Annotated in this window: 19 protein-coding genes and 2 pseudogenes; 7 read left to right on the top strand and 14 right to left on the bottom strand. The window is 65.8% G+C overall.

What is annotated here, in order from left to right; translation table 11 throughout:
• Positions 1 to 11: 11 nt before the first annotated feature.
• From AC5Y4C_RS14365 to AC5Y4C_RS14350, 4 genes are read right to left on the bottom strand one after another with little or no spacing between them, the layout of a single operon-like run.
• Positions 12 to 674: a DsbA family protein gene (locus tag AC5Y4C_RS14365; protein WP_006246592.1), complete on the bottom strand. Its 663-nt coding sequence runs from the start codon at positions 672 to 674 to the stop codon at positions 12 to 14.
• Positions 675 to 1,319 (bottom strand): class I SAM-dependent methyltransferase, encoded by a 645-nt coding sequence (locus tag AC5Y4C_RS14360; RefSeq protein ID WP_006246591.1) that lies wholly within the window; start codon positions 1,317 to 1,319, stop codon positions 675 to 677. It lies immediately after the preceding gene.
• Entirely contained in the window at positions 1,316 to 2,017 is a 702-nt protein-coding gene (locus tag AC5Y4C_RS14355; RefSeq protein WP_003887771.1) for an adenylate/guanylate cyclase domain-containing protein, read from the bottom strand. The genes AC5Y4C_RS14360 and AC5Y4C_RS14355 overlap by 4 nt, the downstream gene beginning before the upstream one ends.
• Positions 1,995 to 2,633, bottom strand: a complete 639-nt coding sequence (locus AC5Y4C_RS14350; protein ID WP_006246589.1) for a methyltransferase family protein — start codon at positions 2,631 to 2,633, stop codon at positions 1,995 to 1,997. Before AC5Y4C_RS14350 ends, AC5Y4C_RS14355 begins: the two co-directional genes overlap by 23 nt.
• 116 nt (positions 2,634 to 2,749) lie before the next feature.
• On the opposite strand from AC5Y4C_RS14350, the gene AC5Y4C_RS14345 reads away from it, so the two are divergent.
• Together AC5Y4C_RS14345 and AC5Y4C_RS14340 are read left to right on the top strand one after the other, a co-directional pair.
• Positions 2,750 to 3,121 carry an ArsR/SmtB family transcription factor gene (locus tag AC5Y4C_RS14345; protein WP_013470139.1) on the top strand — a complete coding sequence of 124 codons (372 nt, stop codon included), beginning with the start codon at positions 2,750 to 2,752 and terminating at the stop codon, positions 3,119 to 3,121.
• Positions 3,118 to 5,097 carry a heavy metal translocating P-type ATPase gene (locus tag AC5Y4C_RS14340; protein WP_006246587.1) on the top strand — a complete coding sequence of 660 codons (1,980 nt, stop codon included), beginning with the start codon at positions 3,118 to 3,120 and terminating at the stop codon, positions 5,095 to 5,097. The genes AC5Y4C_RS14345 and AC5Y4C_RS14340 overlap by 4 nt, the downstream gene beginning before the upstream one ends.
• Before the next feature lie 306 nt (positions 5,098 to 5,403).
• Here AC5Y4C_RS14340 and AC5Y4C_RS14335 read toward each other — a convergent pair whose 3' ends face one another.
• From AC5Y4C_RS14335 to AC5Y4C_RS14310, 6 genes and pseudogenes are all read right to left on the bottom strand, one after another.
• Positions 5,404 to 5,871 carry an arsenate-mycothiol transferase ArsC gene (locus AC5Y4C_RS14335; protein ID WP_006246586.1) on the bottom strand — a complete coding sequence of 156 codons (468 nt, stop codon included), beginning with the start codon at positions 5,869 to 5,871 and terminating at the stop codon, positions 5,404 to 5,406.
• 30 nt (positions 5,872 to 5,901) lie between these two features.
• Complete coding sequence (locus AC5Y4C_RS14330; RefSeq protein ID WP_013470140.1) at positions 5,902 to 6,570, bottom strand: arsenate reductase ArsC; 669 nt, start codon at positions 6,568 to 6,570, stop codon at positions 5,902 to 5,904.
• Positions 6,571 to 6,611: 41 nt separating this feature from the next.
• Positions 6,612 to 7,685, bottom strand: a pseudogene (arsB, locus tag AC5Y4C_RS14325) (ACR3 family arsenite efflux transporter); the annotation flags it as partial.
• Entirely contained in the window at positions 7,682 to 8,056 is a 375-nt protein-coding gene (locus AC5Y4C_RS14320) for an ArsR/SmtB family transcription factor (protein WP_003887763.1), read from the bottom strand. The pseudogene arsB and the gene AC5Y4C_RS14320, both read right to left, overlap by 4 nt.
• A gap of 43 nt (positions 8,057 to 8,099) precedes the next feature.
• A complete protein-coding gene (locus AC5Y4C_RS14315; RefSeq protein WP_013470141.1) occupies positions 8,100 to 8,612 on the bottom strand; it encodes a DinB family protein in 513 nt (170 codons plus the stop codon).
• A gap of 57 nt (positions 8,613 to 8,669) precedes the next feature.
• A complete protein-coding gene (locus AC5Y4C_RS14310) occupies positions 8,670 to 9,146 on the bottom strand; it encodes an ArsI/CadI family heavy metal resistance metalloenzyme (RefSeq protein WP_013470142.1) in 477 nt (158 codons plus the stop codon).
• Positions 9,147 to 9,247: 101 nt separating this feature from the next.
• Between AC5Y4C_RS14310 and AC5Y4C_RS14305 the strand changes: the two genes are divergently transcribed.
• Positions 9,248 to 9,607 (top strand): Rv2640c family ArsR-like transcriptional regulator, encoded by a 360-nt coding sequence (locus AC5Y4C_RS14305; protein ID WP_003887760.1) that lies wholly within the window; start codon positions 9,248 to 9,250, stop codon positions 9,605 to 9,607.
• A gap of 31 nt (positions 9,608 to 9,638) precedes the next feature.
• On the opposite strand, the gene AC5Y4C_RS14300 is transcribed toward AC5Y4C_RS14305, so the two are convergent.
• A complete protein-coding gene (locus AC5Y4C_RS14300) occupies positions 9,639 to 12,017 on the bottom strand; it encodes a tyrosine-type recombinase/integrase (RefSeq protein WP_013470143.1) in 2,379 nt (792 codons plus the stop codon).
• Positions 12,017 to 13,240 (bottom strand): tyrosine-type recombinase/integrase, encoded by a 1,224-nt coding sequence (locus AC5Y4C_RS14295; protein WP_013470144.1) that lies wholly within the window; start codon positions 13,238 to 13,240, stop codon positions 12,017 to 12,019. The genes AC5Y4C_RS14300 and AC5Y4C_RS14295 overlap by 1 nt, the downstream gene beginning before the upstream one ends.
• Before the next feature lie 30 nt (positions 13,241 to 13,270).
• Between AC5Y4C_RS14295 and AC5Y4C_RS14290 the strand changes: the two are divergent.
• The 3 genes and pseudogenes from AC5Y4C_RS14290 to AC5Y4C_RS14280 form a co-directional block, all read left to right on the top strand.
• A pseudogene (locus AC5Y4C_RS14290) lies at positions 13,271 to 13,450 on the top strand (thermonuclease family protein); the annotation flags it as partial.
• Positions 13,425 to 13,751 (top strand): excalibur calcium-binding domain-containing protein, encoded by a 327-nt coding sequence (locus tag AC5Y4C_RS14285; protein WP_499911258.1) that lies wholly within the window; start codon positions 13,425 to 13,427, stop codon positions 13,749 to 13,751. The pseudogene AC5Y4C_RS14290 and the gene AC5Y4C_RS14285, both read left to right, overlap by 26 nt.
• A gap of 31 nt (positions 13,752 to 13,782) precedes the next feature.
• Positions 13,783 to 13,947, top strand: a complete 165-nt coding sequence (locus AC5Y4C_RS14280) for a hypothetical protein (protein WP_499911118.1) — start codon at positions 13,783 to 13,785, stop codon at positions 13,945 to 13,947.
• A gap of 23 nt (positions 13,948 to 13,970) precedes the next feature.
• Here AC5Y4C_RS14280 and AC5Y4C_RS14275 read toward each other — a convergent pair whose 3' ends face one another.
• Positions 13,971 to 14,246: a hypothetical protein gene (locus tag AC5Y4C_RS14275; RefSeq protein WP_499963826.1), complete on the bottom strand. Its 276-nt coding sequence runs from the start codon at positions 14,244 to 14,246 to the stop codon at positions 13,971 to 13,973.
• 249 nt (positions 14,247 to 14,495) lie between these two features.
• Here AC5Y4C_RS14275 and AC5Y4C_RS14270 point away from each other — a divergent pair, with 249 nt between their 5' ends.
• Positions 14,496 to 14,984 carry an LppP/LprE family lipoprotein gene (locus AC5Y4C_RS14270; RefSeq protein ID WP_499911116.1) on the top strand — a complete coding sequence of 163 codons (489 nt, stop codon included), beginning with the start codon at positions 14,496 to 14,498 and terminating at the stop codon, positions 14,982 to 14,984.
• A gap of 29 nt (positions 14,985 to 15,013) precedes the next feature.
• On the opposite strand, the gene AC5Y4C_RS14265 is transcribed toward AC5Y4C_RS14270, so the two are convergent.
• Positions 15,014 to 16,975 carry an acyl-CoA dehydrogenase family protein gene (locus AC5Y4C_RS14265; protein ID WP_499911114.1) on the bottom strand — a complete coding sequence of 654 codons (1,962 nt, stop codon included), beginning with the start codon at positions 16,973 to 16,975 and terminating at the stop codon, positions 15,014 to 15,016.
• Positions 16,976 to 17,067 lie beyond the last annotated feature (92 nt).

The following is a 17,067-nucleotide window of genomic DNA, read 5'->3' as shown; positions in this document are numbered from 1 at the left end:
GCAGGCCGCGCCTAGTTCTCGGCGAGCGCTTGATCGAAGGCCTGGGCTAGGTCTTCATAGCTGTGTGGCTGGATGCGGGTGTCGTTGAGGAAGAAGGTCGGGGTGCCCTGCACGCCCAAGGCGCGGCCGTCGGCCATGTCGAGTTGGATGCGTTCGAGGGTGGCGGGATTGGCGTAGGCCGCGTCGAACTCGGCCATGTCCAGGCCGAGTTCTGTTGCGAATCCGCGGAATACGTCATCGGCTGGGGTTTGCTTTTCACCCCACTGGGCTTGGGTGTCATACATTTTGCGATACATCGCCTCCAGTTGGCCTTGCTGGGCGGCGGCTTCCACCGCGCGGGCGGCCCGCTCGGCGTTGACGTGGGCTTGCAGCGGGAAGTAGCGGATCACGAAATTCACCCGGTCGCCGTATTCGGCCCGCGCTTTTTCGATCTCTGGGTAGACCGCGCGGCAGCCCTCGCATTCGAAGTCGAGAAACTCCACGAACGTCACCGTGCTGTCGGGCACCGTGTTGAGTCGGTGGCTGTTCTCGCGCACCACCTGCCCGGCCTCGCCGGTATCGGGCTGTGCCGTGGTGGTCGAGTCGCGGTCGCGCACTGACAGGTAGACCAGCGCCCCGATCGCCATGGCGGCGATGACGAACGCGGTGAGCAGGATGCGGCTGGTGCGCGCCATTCAGATACCTCTTTTGTGGGCGTGGACGATCTGGAACGGGGCGGCCCAGCTGCGCGCGGGCAGATGGGTGGTGACGGCCAGTCCGTGTGCGGTGAATGCGTCGGCCAGGCCGGTGCCCAGGACGTCGCGGGCGTGGGGTCGTTCGGCGAGCCGCATGTAGGTCTCGAAGATGGTGCGGGCGGTGGGTGGTGGGTCGAGGTCGATGGCGATGACCTGGCCGGCGAGACGTAGAACGCGGATGGCTTCGTCGATGGCGCGGTGGCGGATGTCGGTGGGCAGTTCGTGCCAGCCGAACACGCTCATCACCACGTCGAAGGTGTCATTGCCGAACGGCAGTGCGGCGGCGTCACCTTCATGCAGCGCCACGGTACCGATCCCGGCGCGGGTGAGGTAGCGGCGGCCGACGGCCAGCATTTCCGGGGAGATGTCGAGGCAATCCACTCGTGTGCTCGGGGATTTGCGGGCGAGCAGGCGGGCGGCGTAGCCGGTGCCGCCGCACAGTTCGAGCACTCGTTTCGGTTTCTGGTCGGCGACGAGCTGGGCGAGCCGGTCATGGGGTCGGCCGGGGATGAACCGGTTGCCGGCTTCGAACAGCGGTCCGGCCAGGGCGAATTTGAGCCGGTTGCGGCCCCAGGGGCGGCTCATGTCGGCTGCCGTTCACTGGCGGTGACCGGGAGTGTCGATGTGTAAGTGCTTGGGGTGGTGGTGAATTGGTGGGCGCAGTCGGTCGAGCAGAACCACCAATCCCGGTCCTGGTAGCGGCGTCGCGCCCGGGCGGTTTCCGGGTTGATCCGCATGCCGCAGACCGGGTCGCGGGGGTAGCGGGCCTCGGTCAGGGCCAGCGTGTGTAGCGGAATCGGGGTGGTGATGCTGCGCAGCGGCGGAGCACCGATCGCTGGGGTGGACAGGCCTTGTCGGGTAGCGGCAGCCGCGATCGGGTCGGTGATCACGGCGTGGCCGGCCCCGGCGAGTGCGGTGATGCGGGCGGCGATGTTGACGGTGTGGCCGAACACGTCGCCGCCGCGGGCGATGACGGGTCCGTGATGGATTCCGGCGCGCAGCGCCAGGAACCCGTCCTCGCCGGCGACCTGCTCTGCCAGGTCGGTGAGGGTGGCCAGCATCTGGGTGGGTGTGTCGGCGGTCAACATGACCGCGTCCCCGATCGTCTTCACCAGCCTCACGCCCGGTTGTAGTGCAGCCTGTGCCAGGTCGGCAAGCCGCGCGGCGAGCTGGGCGGCTTCGTGGTCGCCGCAGATTTCGGTGAGGATGCTGTAGCCGGCCAGGTCGACAAACGCCGCCGTCGCCTCGACCGTGTCGAAGTCAGGTGTAGTGTCGGGCAGCATCATTGGTCTCATCTCTGGTGCGGCCGAGCCACGGTAGGAAGCGCCCCACTCGGGTGGTGTAGTCGCGGTAGGTGTGGCCGTGGACGCGGCGCAGGTAGGGCTCTTCCACTTCGCGCACCTGCAGCTGGATGCCGGCGATCGCGATCAGCAGGCCGGCGATCGCTATCGGGTTGGGCACCATCAGCGTCAGGCCGGTCAGGGTGAGCAGCAGTGTGGTGAAGATCGGGTTGCGCACAATCGCGAACGGGCCGCCGGTGACCAGCTCGGTGCGTTCGGTCTCATCAACCCCGATCCGCCACGAGGCCCCCAACCCCAGCTGGGCCTGCAAGGTCAGCCCGATGCCCACCACCGCAACCGCGATCCCAGTCGCATGAACCAGCAGATGGTCGGCGAAACGCAGTGGGGCGAGCCCGGCCAGGGCCGCCGCTGGGGCGCCGACGCCGACCAGCAGATAGCCCACGTCGGCGAGCGCGAGCGCCCACCATTCCAGGGTGCCGTCGGGCCGCCAACCCCGCCGGTTGCCGCTGTCGCCGATGCGGGCCAGCTGGATCCGGCGCCGACAGGCCCCGATCACCAGCATCAACATCGCGAACAGGCCCAGTGCAGTCAGTGCCATCGCCTGCTCCTTCCCGGTCGGCCCGTCCCCGCCCTGCGTCCTCATCCATCGGGTTGTATCGATGTTGGCGGGGTTGACCGATCAATAGTGTTGGACGCTATCATCGTCGTGTGGCGATGAAAAGTGGTTCGGTCGATCCCGCGATGTGCGGGAATGTGGATGCGGCGACGGCGTTGTTTCACAGCCTCTCGGATGGCACCCGGTTGGCGATCCTGCGCCGGCTGGCGGTCGGTGAGGCGCGGGTGGTGGATCTGACCGGCGAGTTGGGGTTGGCGCAGTCGACGGTGTCGGCGCATCTGGCGTGCCTGCGCGACTGCGGGCTGGTGGATTTCCGGCCGCAGGGCCGCGCCTCGGTGTATCGGCTGGCCCGCCCGGAACTACTGGACATGTTGCGGGCCGCCGAAGCTGTCTTGGAGGCCACCGGCAACGCGGTGGCGTTGTGCCCCAACTACGGCCACCCGACTGAGCGGAAGAAGGTTGGGCGATGAGTGAGGCGTGCGGCTGCGGCAGCGACGACCGCCCCGGCGAGGACGAGCAGGAACCCGAACGGCTTTGGGAGATCACCGAACTGCGCGCCGCCGCGGTGGCGGGCGTGGTGCTTTTGGCCGGCTATGTGGTCGGCTGGTCCGGCGGCCCCCATGCGGTCGAAATCGGCCTGTATGCGCTCGCCTTGGTGATCGGTGCCTACACGTTCGTGCCTTCGACGCTGCGCCGGCTGGCGCAGGGCAAGATCGGGGTCGGCACGCTGATGACGATCGCCGCGGTCGGCGCGGTGATCCTCGGCGAGGTCGGCGAGGCCGCCATGCTGGCGTTCCTGTTCTCCATCAGCGAGGGCCTCGAAGAATACTCCCTCGCCCGCACCCGCCGAGGTCTGCGGGCGTTGTTGTCGCTGGTGCCCGATGAGGCCACCGTGCTCCGCGACGGTACCGAAACCACCATCGCCCCAGCAGAGTTGGCGGTGGGTGACCGGATGCTGGTCAAGCCCGGCGAACGCGTCGCCACCGACGGCACGATCGTGTCGGGGCGCACGGCGCTGGATGTTTCGGCCATCACCGGCGAATCCGTGCCGGTAGAGGCCGGGCCCGGTGATGAGGTGTTCGCCGGGTCGATCAACGGCACCGGCGTGCTGGAGGTTGAGGTCACGTCCACTGCTGCTGACAACTCGTTGGCCCGCATCGTGGCGATCGTGGAGGCCGAGCAGTCCCGCAAGGGCGAAGCCCAGCGCCTGGCCGACCGCATCGCCAAACCCCTGGTCCCCGCGATCATGATCGCCGCGGTCCTCATCGCCGCCATCGGCAGCGTGTTGGGCGATCCGCTGGTGTGGATCGAACGTGCCCTGGTGGTGTTGGTGGCGGCCTCTCCTTGCGCGCTGGCGATCTCGGTGCCGGTCACGGTGGTCGCCGCGATCGGCGCGGCTAGCAAGCTCGGTGTCTTGGTCAAGGGCGGGGCGGCGCTGGAAGCCCTGGGCGCGGTCCGCACGATCGCGCTGGACAAGACAGGCACCCTGACCGCCAACGCACCCACCGTCATCGACGTCGCCACCACCAACGGCGCCACCCGCGAGCACGTGCTGGATGTGGCGGCGGCGTTGGAGGCCCGCAGCGAACACCCCCTCGCGGCAGCGATTCTCGCCGCCGCGCAGGGCCCCGTGCAACCGGCTGATGACGTGCAGGCGGTCACCGGTGCCGGGTTGACCGGCGCGCGGGATGGCCGTCGATTGCGGCTGGGCCGCCCCGGCTGGCTTGACCCCGGCCCGCTGGCCGGCCAGGTCGCGGCCATGCAGGCCGCCGGCGCCACCGCCGTGCTCATCGAAGACAACGACCAGATCATCGGGGCAGTCGCGGTGCGCGATGAGCTGCGGCCCGAAGCCGCCCACGTCGTCGCCCAGCTGCGCCGCGGCGGGTATCAGGTGGCCATGCTCACCGGTGACAACCAAGCGACCGCCCACGCATTGGCCAAGCAGGTGGGCATCGAGGTCGTGCATGCCGATCTGCGGCCCGAAGACAAAGCCGCGCTAATTGGTCAAATGCGCCAACGTTCCTCGACGGCCATGGTCGGTGACGGCGTCAACGACGCCCCGGCCCTGGCCACTGCCGATTTGGGTATCGCCATGGGCGCGATGGGCACCGACGTGGCCATCGAAACCGCCGACGTCGCGCTGATGGGTGAAGACCTGCGCCACCTCACCCAAGCACTGGCCCACGCGCGGCGCGCGAGGCGGATCATGCTGCAAAACGTCGGCCTCTCACTGGCATTGATTACGGTGCTCATTCCGCTCGCCCTCACCGGTGTCCTCGGGCTGGCCGCGGTCGTCGCGGTGCACGAACTCGCCGAAATCGTCGTCATCGCCAACGGCGTGCGCGCCGGACGCACCAAGCCCCTCGGGGGCACCATCATCGAAACCGGAACCGACTCCCACCGGCTGGCCCACACCCGCAACCAGAAGACCACGGCAGCCAGCTGAACTCGGGGCCGCAACATCGGGGTAAGACCCCGGATCGATCACGTCAACGGCGTCGCACTCCGAAGCGCCGCCAGCACGCGATCCCTGGTCGGAAGGTCCAATCGGCACGCATCAGCTGCCAGCTCAGTGCCCGGCTTCATGACATCCATACCATCAACGAGCACTGTTGGCGATGGATATCCACCGACCCTTTCCACCACCACATCTTCAGCGATATCAACCTCAGACAGACACTCGGCGAGCAAGCGCCGAGCCGCCGCCGCATTCGGACATCCCGGGCTCGTGAGAAGTTCCACACGCATACATCTAGCTTCGCTCAATACGCGCGTTGGATCGGGATGGCTGGCCGGTGGGTGGTGTGATCGCGGTGGAAAGGTTGGCGGCCAAGGCCTGGACGCGCGTGGTGATGTCGTCGCGGATGATTCGCATGCGGTCGATTCCGTCGATGCCGCGCAAGGAGGGTTCGTCGGTATCCCACCGCTGGATGGTGACGCCGGGACAGTACTCGTCGAGGTGGGCTTGGCTGCCGACGATGACGACCAGGTCGGCGTCGTCGAGCATCTGCGCGGTGAGTTGGGCGGGCTGATGGTCGCTGATGTCGACGCCGACTTCTGCCAAGGCTTGTACCGAGAGGTCGTTGACGGCGGTCTTGGCGCGGGTGCCCGCCGAGCTGACGTGGATGGTCGGTCCGGCGATCTGGCGCATGAGCCCGGCGGCCATGACCGATTTTCCGGCGTTACTGACGCAGACGAACAACACTGATGTGTCAGCCATATTCGGTGTGTTCCCTTGAGGTTTTCGCGGCTACCGGGTGACGGGCACGTTCAGGTCGGCCAACAAACGGTGGACGCGTTCTTCGATGTCGTCGCGGATCGGGCGGACGGCGTCGAGGCCCTGGCCGGCGGGGTCGGGCAGTTCCCAGTTCTCGTAGCGTTTCCCGGGGAAGATCGGGCAGGCGTCCCCGCAGCCCATGGTGATGACGACGTCGGCCGCCTGCACAATTTCGTCGGTCCAGGGTTTGGGGTATTCGCCAGTGATGTCGATACCGACTTCGTGCATGGCAGCGATCGCGGCGGGGTTGATCTCGTTGCCGGGTTCGGATCCACCGGACCAGGCGACGGCCCGGTCACCGGCCAGGTGGGTGAAGTAGCCCAGCGCCATCTGCGAGCGGCCGGCGTTGTGGGTGCACAGGAACAACACGGTCGGTTTGCCGTCGCTGATCTTTCCTTCCACTCTCGCCAGGGCGTGCAGGCGTTGGCGGGCGAACCGTTCGGCCAACAGCGGCAGGAAGTTCGGAATGGTGGCCCGGCCGGCGAACTGGTCGTAGGACGAATGCAAGAACCGTTCGATGGTTTCGGTACCGAAGGTGCCATCGAACTCACCGCCCAGCCGGGTCGCCGCGGTTTTCAGGGCGAGTTGCTGGTCGATGGACAGATCGTGGCGAAGCTCGTGGGTGACGGGGCTGTCAGTCATGGATTGGGTTCCGTTCTCGTCGTCGAGCCGTCGGCAGGAAGGTGTTGGGAGGTGTGGTGGTGGAACCGGTTGCGCAACGCCAAGGACACGTAGACCAACCCGACCAGGACCGGGACTTCGATCAACGGGCCGACGACGCCGGCCAGGGCTTGGCCGGAGGTGGCGCCGTAGGTGGCGATCGCGACGGCGATGGCGAGTTCGAAGTTGTTGCCCGCGGCGGTGAACGCCAGGGTGGTGGTGCGCTCATAACCGAGATCGAGCATGGTGCCGAGCAGGTAGCCTCCGCCCCACATGATCGCGAAGTACGCTAGTAGCGGCAGGGCGATGCGGGCGACGTCGAACGGTTGGTGGGTGATCTGGTCGCCTTGCAGCGCAAAGAGAATCACGATAGTGAACAGCAGCCCGTAGAGCGCCCACGGCCCGATCCGGGGCAGGAACTTGGCCTCGTACCAGTCACGGCCCTTGGTTTTCTCGCCGAGCCGGCGCGACAGGTAGCCGGCCAGCAGCGGGATGCCCAGAAATATGAGCACGGACTTGGCGATCTGCCACGGGGAGGTGTCGATGGTGGTCTGTTCCAGGCCGAGCCAGCCGGGCAGCACCGACAGATAGAACCAGCCCAGCAGGGCGAACATGATGACCTGGAAGATCGAGTTGAGCGCCACGAGGACGGCGGCGGCTTCCCGGTCGCCGCAGGCCAGGTCGTTCCAGATGATGACCATGGCGATGCAGCGGGCCAGGCCGACGATGATCAGGCCGGTCCGGTATTCGGGCAGGTCGGGCAGCAGCAGCCACGCGAGCGCGAACATCAGCGCGGGGCCGAGCACCCAGTTCAGGACCAGTGAGGACAGCAGCAGCTTGCGGTCGCCGGTGACGGTGTCGAGGCGGTCGTAGCGGACCTTGGCCAGCACCGGGTACATCATGATGAGCAGGCCAAGAGCGATGGGTAGTGAAATCCCGTCCAGCTGAACGCTTTCCAGCGCGGTGTTCAAGCCGGGAACCCAGCGGCCCAGCAGCAACCCGGCGACCATCGCCGCGCCGATCCACAGCGGCAGGAACCGATCCAGGGTGGAGAGCTTGCCCACGACCGCTGGGGCCGGGGTGGTGGTGTCGGTCATGCCGACACCCCGGCGGCTGCGTCAATGCCGAACAGGACGGCGAGGCTGGCCAGCGCGTCGGGCACCACGGCGTAGTACACCCAGGAGGCCCGGCGCTGTGAGGTCAGTAGCCCGGCGTCGCGCAGCACTTTGAGGTGGTGGCTGATGGTCGGTTGTGACACCTCGATGTCGGCGGAGATGTCGCAGACGCAGGCCTCACCACCGGCGTGGCTGGCGATCGCGGAGAACAGCTGCAGGCGTACCGGATCGGCCAGCGCTTTGAGTTTGACCGCCATGTCCGCCGCGTCCGCGGCGGTAAGGGGTTCGCGCAGCAGCGCCCCGGGTGGGCAGCACGCGTCCCCGTCGGTCAACGACTCCTGCGACTTCGACATACATCAATATTGACGGATATCGAAGTTGTTGGCAAATGAAACGTCAGGTGAAGGTGAGTTGGGCGGCGTGGAAGTCGAAGTGGCGCCCGGGGTAGCGGTAGACGTCTTCCAGCGTCATGTAGTCGGAGAAGAACGGATCCCATCCCGGCGGGAAATGCATGCCGCGCCGCAGGGTGTCGTCGGTCTCGCGGGCGAGCCGGTGTTGCAGTGAGTCGATGACCCGGTCGAGTTTGGCGCCCATCCTGCGCCGGTTGTAGACCATGGCGGCGGCGCATGATCCGTAGTAGTTGATTTGATGAAACGGCGTGGTCGCGGCGTTGAGCAACCGGGCGTATGCCCCGCTGACGCGGTCAGGTAGTCGGCCCATCACCCGCACCAGGGGCAGCAGCCGCTGCACGACCATGTAGCCGAACACCATGTGGAACAGCAATTGTTCGTTGGTCCACCGGGTTCCGCGCGTCGGCGCATCCCAGTCGTCGGGGCCGGCGGCCGCCAGTAGCTGGTGGAACGTGACACGCGCGCGCTCCAGATCGGCAGCGATGGCATCGCGGTCCATGCCCCGATCATGCGCCTGCCGCGGCCATGTGACCACGGCCGCGGCAGGTGCGATCGGCTAGCAACAGGACGCTGCGGCGGGGTCAGCCTCCTTGGAGGCTCCGCCGCAACACACCCCACCCTCGCCGTCGGCGGAATCGTCGAGGTGCTGTGGGCTGGTGCCGAAGGTGTCGGAGTCGGCCAGCACCGTGTAGACCTCCCATTTCTCTCCGGCCGGCCCGGTCACCCAGACCTTGTCCTGGGTGGCGAAGCAACACGTGGTGCCGATCTCCTCATCGGTGAACAGCCCCTCGCCGGTCAGGCGGGCGATCTCGGCGTGCACCTTGTCGCTGGATTGGACCTCGACGCCGAGGTGGTTGATGGTGCCGCCCTTACCGGGATTTTCCAGCAGCACCAGCTTCAGCGGCGGCTCGGCGACGGCGAAGTTGGCATAGCCGGGCTTGACCTTGGCGGGGTCGACGCCGAACAGTTTGGTGTAGAACGTGATCGCCTCGTCGAGGTCATCGACGTTGAGGGCGAGTTGCATACGGGACATGATGGACCTCCCACTAGGGATGAGACATATATCGAACTGGCGCGTCGACCTCAGGATGCCACCTTTTTGATATATGTCAAGACAGGTGGCAGGATGGGGTCATGCCCAAAGCGCTGCCCGTGATCGACATGTCCGCCCCGGTGTGCTGCGCCCCGGTCGCCGCGGGCCCGATCAGCGACGCCGATGCCCTGCAGGTCGCGATGCGGCTCAAGGCGCTCGCCGACCCGGTGCGGGTCAAGATGATGTCGCTGCTGTTCAGCTCACGCCCCGGCGAAGAGACCAGCGGCGATCTGGCCGCGGTGCTCGACCTGAGTGAATCCACCGTCAGCCACCACCTGGGCCAGCTCCGCAAAGCCGGGCTAGTGATCTCCGACCGGCGCGGCATGAACGTCTTTCACCGCGTCAAACCCGAAGCCCTGCAGGCACTCTGCGTCGTCCTCGACCCCAACTGCTGCACCTAGCTGTCAGAAGGACGGTCCCTTACTGCTCGCGTCAGGACGTGTGCGCGGCAAGGAGTACCGGGGCCGCCTCGGTGAGGGCTGCCAGCCTCGCCGCCTTGCGGTCGGCGTGTTCAATGGTGAGGCGTAATTGGTTAACGTCGCCCAGCCACCGGTTCTTTTGGGCCTCGACCACCTGGAGGCGAAGGTTGTCACGGATCTCATCGAGCCTTGCGGCCTGGGCCGGTTCAACCTCGCAGAAATCGCACCGGATGCAGGCATGTTCATGGGAACAGTCAGATCCATAGGGGCGGTGGCAATTGCCGAGCGCGATCCGGCGCTGGCCGAAGTGTTCGACGAACTCGTCCCATTCGGCTTGGGTGGGCTCACGGTATTCGGCCGATGGCCGTGCCTGTCTACGGTTGTCGATGAACCGGTCATATGCCTCGAAGACATCTTTCTGATACACCGCGGTGTAGCCGCGCGTGACTTCGATATTGTTGTGGCCCACCATCTTTGCGGCCAAATGGATCGGGAACCCGGCGTTGACGATGTCGGTGATGAAGATCCGGCGAAAGTCGTGTGGCGTGAAATGCAGCGAAGTACCGTCAGCGTCCTTCAAGGCCATGCTGTTGGCCAGCTCTGATAACCACTTTCGGACCGTGCACTGGTTGATTACCCGCGACCGTCCACCCTCTCGGATCTGGATCAGATGCGGCATCGGCGCCGACACCTGGCGTTCCTGTGTGTCGATTCGGCAGCACAGCGGAACGCGGCCATCGATGCTGACGAACTCGACCAGTCGCGCCAAGGTGGTGGTCAACTCCGGGCTGCAGGGAAATATCCGCTCCTGATCGGTCTTGCTCGGTGCGATCTGCAGGAGCGGTATCACGGTGCCATCGGGTTTGCGGTACTGCTTGATGCTCAGATGGGTCAGCTCCAGCATCTCTTCGATCCGGATACCGGTGTGGCGCAACACCTCGATGATCGTCCAGGTCATGAAGGCCCGTGTCACGGTGTAGTGGATGTCAACCCGCTTCTCCGATCCATCCTGCAGAACATGGATGCGCACTCGGTCGGCCCGCTTGCCCGGTGTGTGCTTGATGTAGGTGCTCCCGTGCACGGCGAACGGTTCACCGAACGGCGCTGTCGTCGCGACCGCTTGCAGCTCTGCTGCTTGCACGTACGCCCGCCGGGCTGCAGCGACGAGTGCATCGACGTGCGGGGTGAGGGTGCGGGTGCGGGCATGCATGCGGTGTGCCCGCTGGGCCCGGCGCTTCTGCTGGCCTCGGACGTCGCGGATGCTGACCGGGCATGAGACAGCCCAATGGGCCCACGTCGAGGGATCCTCGTGGGACCAGGCAGCCACGTCGAGGTAGAAGCTGCGGACCGCTCCCAGAATGCTCTCGGCGTGCCGGCGCGGAGTCCCATCCGGTTTGGTGCGCAACCACTCTTTCCAGGCGGATGCCTGGGCCTTCGTCAAACTGATTGTGTCGATGCCGGGGTTGGCGTCTTCGATCGGTTTCCAGAACAGCTTCACCAGGTTTCGGCTGGTTCCGTCCAGGCTGGCGTAGTCCTGACCGACGGCGATCTCGGCGAGGTAGGCGATCAACAGTCCTCGCACGCTGGGAGCTCGCACATTGAAGCGGTCGACCAGTTCGGTGGGACTGAGACGTTTGGCGATGAGGTAGTGCCGCAGGTCGTCGGCTTCACCGGCGAACAGTCCGCCGCGGCGTCCGTAGTGCCACATGGCGAGAAGATCCCCCGGCATCCTGCCGGTCGAGACGAGAAAGTCTCGGTAGGCCAACACATGCTGGCTGTGCAGCTCGGTGATTGGCAGCCCGTTGCAGATGCTGATACGTACCAGGTGGGTGGCGGTTCGCCATTTCTTCACTTCCGGTGCGCCCTCGTGCTCCGCGGCGGCGAAGTAGCGATCCCACGCCTTCGGTTCGTGCGTGGTCGTCCAGTCACGGTAGAACCGCGCCTGCTTGTTCTCGATCAACCAGTCATGGCCGGGACGAATGACCCCCAGCATTATGAGTGCGTTGATCGACAGCCTTGCCCCAAGCCGTGTATGCGATCCGGTTGATAAGGCTGGGCACCACGCCTTCGGCTGGCGATCGGAATCGCTGGCGATCCAACGGTCTTGATAACTGTCGCCGACAAAGCCATCCAGCCAGTCCAATAGGCGACTCAGCCAGAGCCGTGCACCGCTGCGGGCTACTGCCTCGCTGCGGTACTTCTCACTCATCCGTGCCATCACGAGCGGAAGTCCCGCAGTGATGATGCGTTCACGTTCGGCGCAGGTGACAGTGTTTCCGAACCACGGATGGTCCTCGGGCGTCGGGGACAGCGAAGGCAGTACTTCGACTGGATGGTTGGCAAACGCAGACGAACTCGCCAGCGACTGGGCACGCGTGAGCACCCGCGCCATCAGAATGCCCGACCGAAAAGAACTTGGAGATCTTCTGCCGCATAGCCTTTCGCCGGCGTGGGCTGCGGTGACGGGGGTCTATTCCAGTGCTGATCAAGTTTGTCGACGAGTTCGGCTACGGTGGGTCGCAGGTAGCGTGTGGTGCTGGCGATCGACGCGTGCCGCATCAGCTCCTGCATTTCCGCGATGGTCATGTTCTCGTCCTGGGCGAGACGCATGCAGAAGGTGTGCCGGAAGTCATGCATCGTGACGTTGGAGCCCAGCAGCGCGTTGCTGCGTTCAAGGATCTGTCGCATTGCCCAATAGCTCAGCGGCCGCGGTGTGCCGCGCAATGTCAGCCAGACTGGCTCTTCAGGCGGACCCACGGGGCGCTCAGCAAGGTACCGGGCGATCCAGAGATACGCAGTGGGACTGATACGGACCATGACACGACTTCCATTCCCGCCCTTGGGTATTACATCGGCGGTTTGGTCGGCGGCATGGAGCATCCCCCGCCGCATGCTGAGCAGTTCACTGGCGCGTAAACCAGAGGAGATCGCCGTAGCGACAATGGCACGGTCGCGGTTTGTTCTCAGCGATGCAAATACCTCCTCGTACAGGTCGTCGCTGAGCGCGCGCGGCGCACGTTCCACTAGCTTCTGCCGATAAGGCGCGCGCTTTTGGGGGCGCGGGTTATCGAAGTGCTGGCGGTGCACGTCGAGTCGAGTGAGATCGTCGCGCGATTTCGGTACCGGGTTGATGAGCGGCCCGAGATCCGACTCCAGGGCGAACTCGTAGAAGCCACTGAGCGACGACAGTCTGCGATTCATCGACGACCGCGCGTAGGAAGACTCCAGGTAGGCCTTGCCCGTCCGCTCGTTCACAGAACCTGGGGTCGGCCGATGAGTATCCGCACTCGATCCGCGGCGTCGTTGCGGGTTCGCGCGACACCGGTACCACCTCACCCAGTCCCGGACTTCGCCCCGCGTTGCCTGAGTCCACGAAACCTGCAGTGCGCCGAGGAAACGACTCCAGCTCAGTAGGTCGTACGCATAGGCGCGCAGCGTCGCAGGCGAGTTGTCGCACGCGAACAGGTCGGCCAACCACAGATTGACGTGGTTTACGCCGGCACCCGACTCGTCGACCAAACGCCACGGCAACGAGCCCGCATTGCCGCGAACGACCGCACCAAGCCTCGGGACATCGAGAACCTCCACAAGTCTCGGTTCGATCCCGTCATCCATCACAGCCCCTGGTCCGGAAGTTCAATCTGCGTGGAGACTAAACGCACCGGCCGACAAGTTGAGCCTGCACAGCCGCACCACGTGGATCATCCAACTGCAGTTAACCGCACCCTGGCTTACCTGGTGAAGTCCGACGGCTGGGATTACTCGGTGGAAGCGGCGCGCGCCGGCGCGGCACGCTCGTATGTCTTCCACGGCAACCCGGCCAGCCACTTCGACGCCATCGCTGCAGCAGAGGCCGAAGCGCGAAACGCCCGACGCGGGCTTTGGGGACCGCCCTGCTACGGCAGCACGGCGGCGACGGGAACGGGCGCGCAGTCCGCACCGCAGTCTCCGTCGGGCCCTACCGCCGGCGCCAGCCGCATCCGTGCCGACGGCTCCCTCGGGAAATGTGTCTTACCGCAGCTGCGCCGAAGCACGTGCGGCCGGCGCAGCGCCCCTGCTCAGCGGCCAGCCCGGCTACCGCTCGGGTCTCGACGGCGACGGCGATGGTGTCGCCTGCGAACGATGAAGCGGGCCAATCACGAGTAACCTGTGATGCCATGAGTGACAGGGGCCGCGGCTGGGAGTCGCCCACACCCCGCGGGCGGGAGTCCAATCCCGCGCCGCCGAACATGAAGTTCGCGAAAGGGTTCGTGATCTTCGCGGCCGTGTTCGCCATCTGCATGGCCGTCTATCTGGGCCTCGCCTTCGCCGGCGTGATCTAACCGCCGGCATGCTGTAAAGAGCGTCAGGCGACCAAAACCGAGCTGTCGCCCTTGCATATCAGCGCGCGGCCGTCGCCCGTCTGCGCCATCGCGCCGCCCGGAAATCCGGACGGGCATCCGAAACCAGCCATTTGCACCCCGAATAGTGTTTGCGGCCTCGTCGTCCACGTCCCGTCGATGAATTCGCCGGAGCGCGCCCCGGGCTGGGTGCACACCAGTTCACCGGCGTTGCCGCGCCCGAACAAATAGAAGGGATAGATGCCGCGACATGGCAGCCCCAGTTCGGCGTCGTGTTGCATCCCAGGCGGATCCGCTTCACAAACTCTGCCCGTGCGGACGTCGACGCAGATCGGGTGAGCGGGACTCGCCGCCGCGACAGGGCAGAAACCGGCTGCGGCGGCGAACGTTCCACAGGCGACCGCACATAGAACAGAGGACTTCATTGTCGCTCCCGAGGTTGCTGCTAGTCCCGATTGTCCGTCTCGCCGGCTCGATTGGCGGAGGTTTCGCAATCTCGATGCGACCAGGCGGCCCACTAGGGTGAGGCCATGCGATTTCGCCGCCTGACGGCCGTCTTGCTGATGTTTGGGGTCGTTGCCGCCGGCTGCGGCTGGAAGCCTTCCAGCGCGCCGCCGCCCTCACCCGACAGATGCACCCCGGCCGACGGGCCCACCGCCGACACCGTGAGCGCCGCCATCGACGGCTTGGCTCCGGCACCGGGCGGCCAGTGGCAGGAAACCGCGCGCGGCCACACCCGCAACTGCCGTCTGTACTGGGTCCAGGTGAAGGCTGGCAGCGACGCGACCGCTCCGCAGCACCTGCTGTTGTTCGATCACAACACCCCCATCGGCACCGCGACGCCTCAGCCCAAGCCGTACACCGTCGTGCTGAGCTCGGGCGAAGACACTGTGACCGTCCAATACCAGTTCGAGCAGAGCGGAGACGCGCCGAACCGTCCGACCGGCATCACCCAGGTGCGATTCCAGCTCGGTGACGACGGGAAGCTCAAGGTGCTAGACCCGCTGCCCGGCCGGTAGGCCAGCAGCGCAGCCAAAAGCGAAGTGGCTCAGTCTTCTTCGCCGATGCGCTCCGGGTGCAGCATCGGAACATCGCGCAGCTGCTCGGGAATACCGAAACCGTCGACCAGCGCCTCGGCGTACGGCCGCAGCGAGCGGCAGCGCTCGTTGATGCCGCGGGTCACGGCCTTCGCCCGCTCCGACGACAGATAACGGTGCTCGATGTACCACGCCTTGTCTTTTTCGATCACCGACAGCGCGTACAGGTCGCACACCATGGACAGCACCCGCCGCGCCTCTTCGTCGTCGCACGCCTCTATGCCGGCCACGAAAGCCTCCAGGATCACCCGGTCGATGTGGGCCTGGGCCGCATGTAGCACGTGGTCCTGCACCTCGTTGAATGCATCGAACGCGTCCATCTCCCGGGACCGGCGCTGTAGCCGCCGTGCCACGCTCGACAGCGTGTACTGCTCGCGATCTTCGAACATCTGCAACTGAGTGCCGCGGTTGAACAGGCTGCCCTCTTCTTCGTTGTCCTGCCGCGTGTCGATGAGCGTTTGGATAATCGGTTGCGCTGCTGTGCGTTTGATCACCCGGTCGCTGACGGTGTTGGCCGCGAACCGCACCCACTCGACGGGGCTCATGCTCTTGATGTCGTCGGCGTAGGCGGTCAGCAACTCCTTGGCCACCAATTGCGTAAGCACATGGTTGTCACCTTCGAACGTGGTGAACACGTCCGTGTCCCCCCGCAACGCGATCAGCCGGTTCTCCGCGAGATAGCCTGCGCCGCCGCATGCTTCGCGGGCCTCCTGGATCGCTCGGCTGGCATGCCAGGTGTTGGCGGCCTTGAGCCCGGCTGCGCGTGACTCCAGCTCGCGCTGCTCCTCCGGGTCGGGAATCTCGGTGCTCTGGATCTCGGCGAGCTTGCCCACCAACTCGTTCTGCGCGAACTGCAGCGCATAAGACTCGGCGATCAGCGGTAGCAGCCGACGCTGGTGCACCAGATAGTCCATCAGCAGCACTTCTCTGTCGTCATCGGGCGACTTGAACTGCCTGCGCTGCAACGCATATCGCGTTGCGATGTCCAGTGCCACCCGTGCGGCCGCGGCGGCACTTCCCCCGACGGTCACGCGGCCGCGCACAAGGGTGCCCAGCATGGTGAAGAACCGGCGGTTCGGGTTGTCGATCGGCGAGGTGTAGGTGCCGTCGGCGGAAACGTCGCCGTACTTGTTGAGCAGGTTGTCTCGGGGGATGCGGACGTGGTCGAACATGATGCGGCCGTTGTCGACACCCGGCAGGCCGCCCTTGTAGTCACAGTCGGAGGTGGTGACCCCCGGCAGGTCGTTGCCTTCCTCGTCGCGGATCGGCACCAGAAAGCAGTGCACGCCGTGACTTACCGGCTCCTCGCCAGGGCCGGCGGTGACCAGCTGCGCGAAAACGGCGGCCATCGTGGCGGTTTCGGCCGCGCCGCCGATGTAGTCCTTGCGCGAAGTCTTGGTGGGGGAGTGGATGACGAACTCGTCGGTCTCGGGGTCGTAAGTGGCCGTCGTCTCCAGCGACTGCACGTCGCTGCCGTGGCCGGTCTCGGTCATCGCAAAACAGCCCAGCAGCTCCAGGTCGATGATCTTGCGCACGTACGCCTCGTGGTGGCGTTCGGTGCCCAGGTTCTCGATCGCACCGCCGAACAGGCCCCACTGCACACCTGCCTTGACCATCAGCGACAGGTCCGACATCGCCAGCATTTCGATTGTGGTGACCGCCGCTCCCACGTCCCCGGTGCCGCCGTGCTCCTTGCGGAACCCGTCCTCGGCACCGCCGGCCGCTGCGATGATCTTCAACTGCTCCAACGCCTTCGTTCGCGCGATCACCGTGTTGGGGGTGTAGTGCGGACGGAACACCTCGCCGGACATCTGCTCGCGGCACCGGTTTTTCACCACGTGCCATCGGCCGTCCAGAGTGTTGCGAAGATGCCGCGCGAGGTCGGGGGAGATTTGAACCGCAGTCGACGTCATACCCGACGGTAACCCGAGTCAGCGCCTGGTAAACAGACCGGTGCACCGTAGGTTTACCTGATTCGCTGTGACATACGGCGCTGGCGTTCAAT

The sequence above is a fragment of the Mycobacterium sp. NGS35 genome (genome assembly GCF_059812855.1).
The sequence above is the reverse complement of the archived record's forward strand: the minus strand, read 5'-3'. Positions and strand labels throughout refer to the sequence as shown.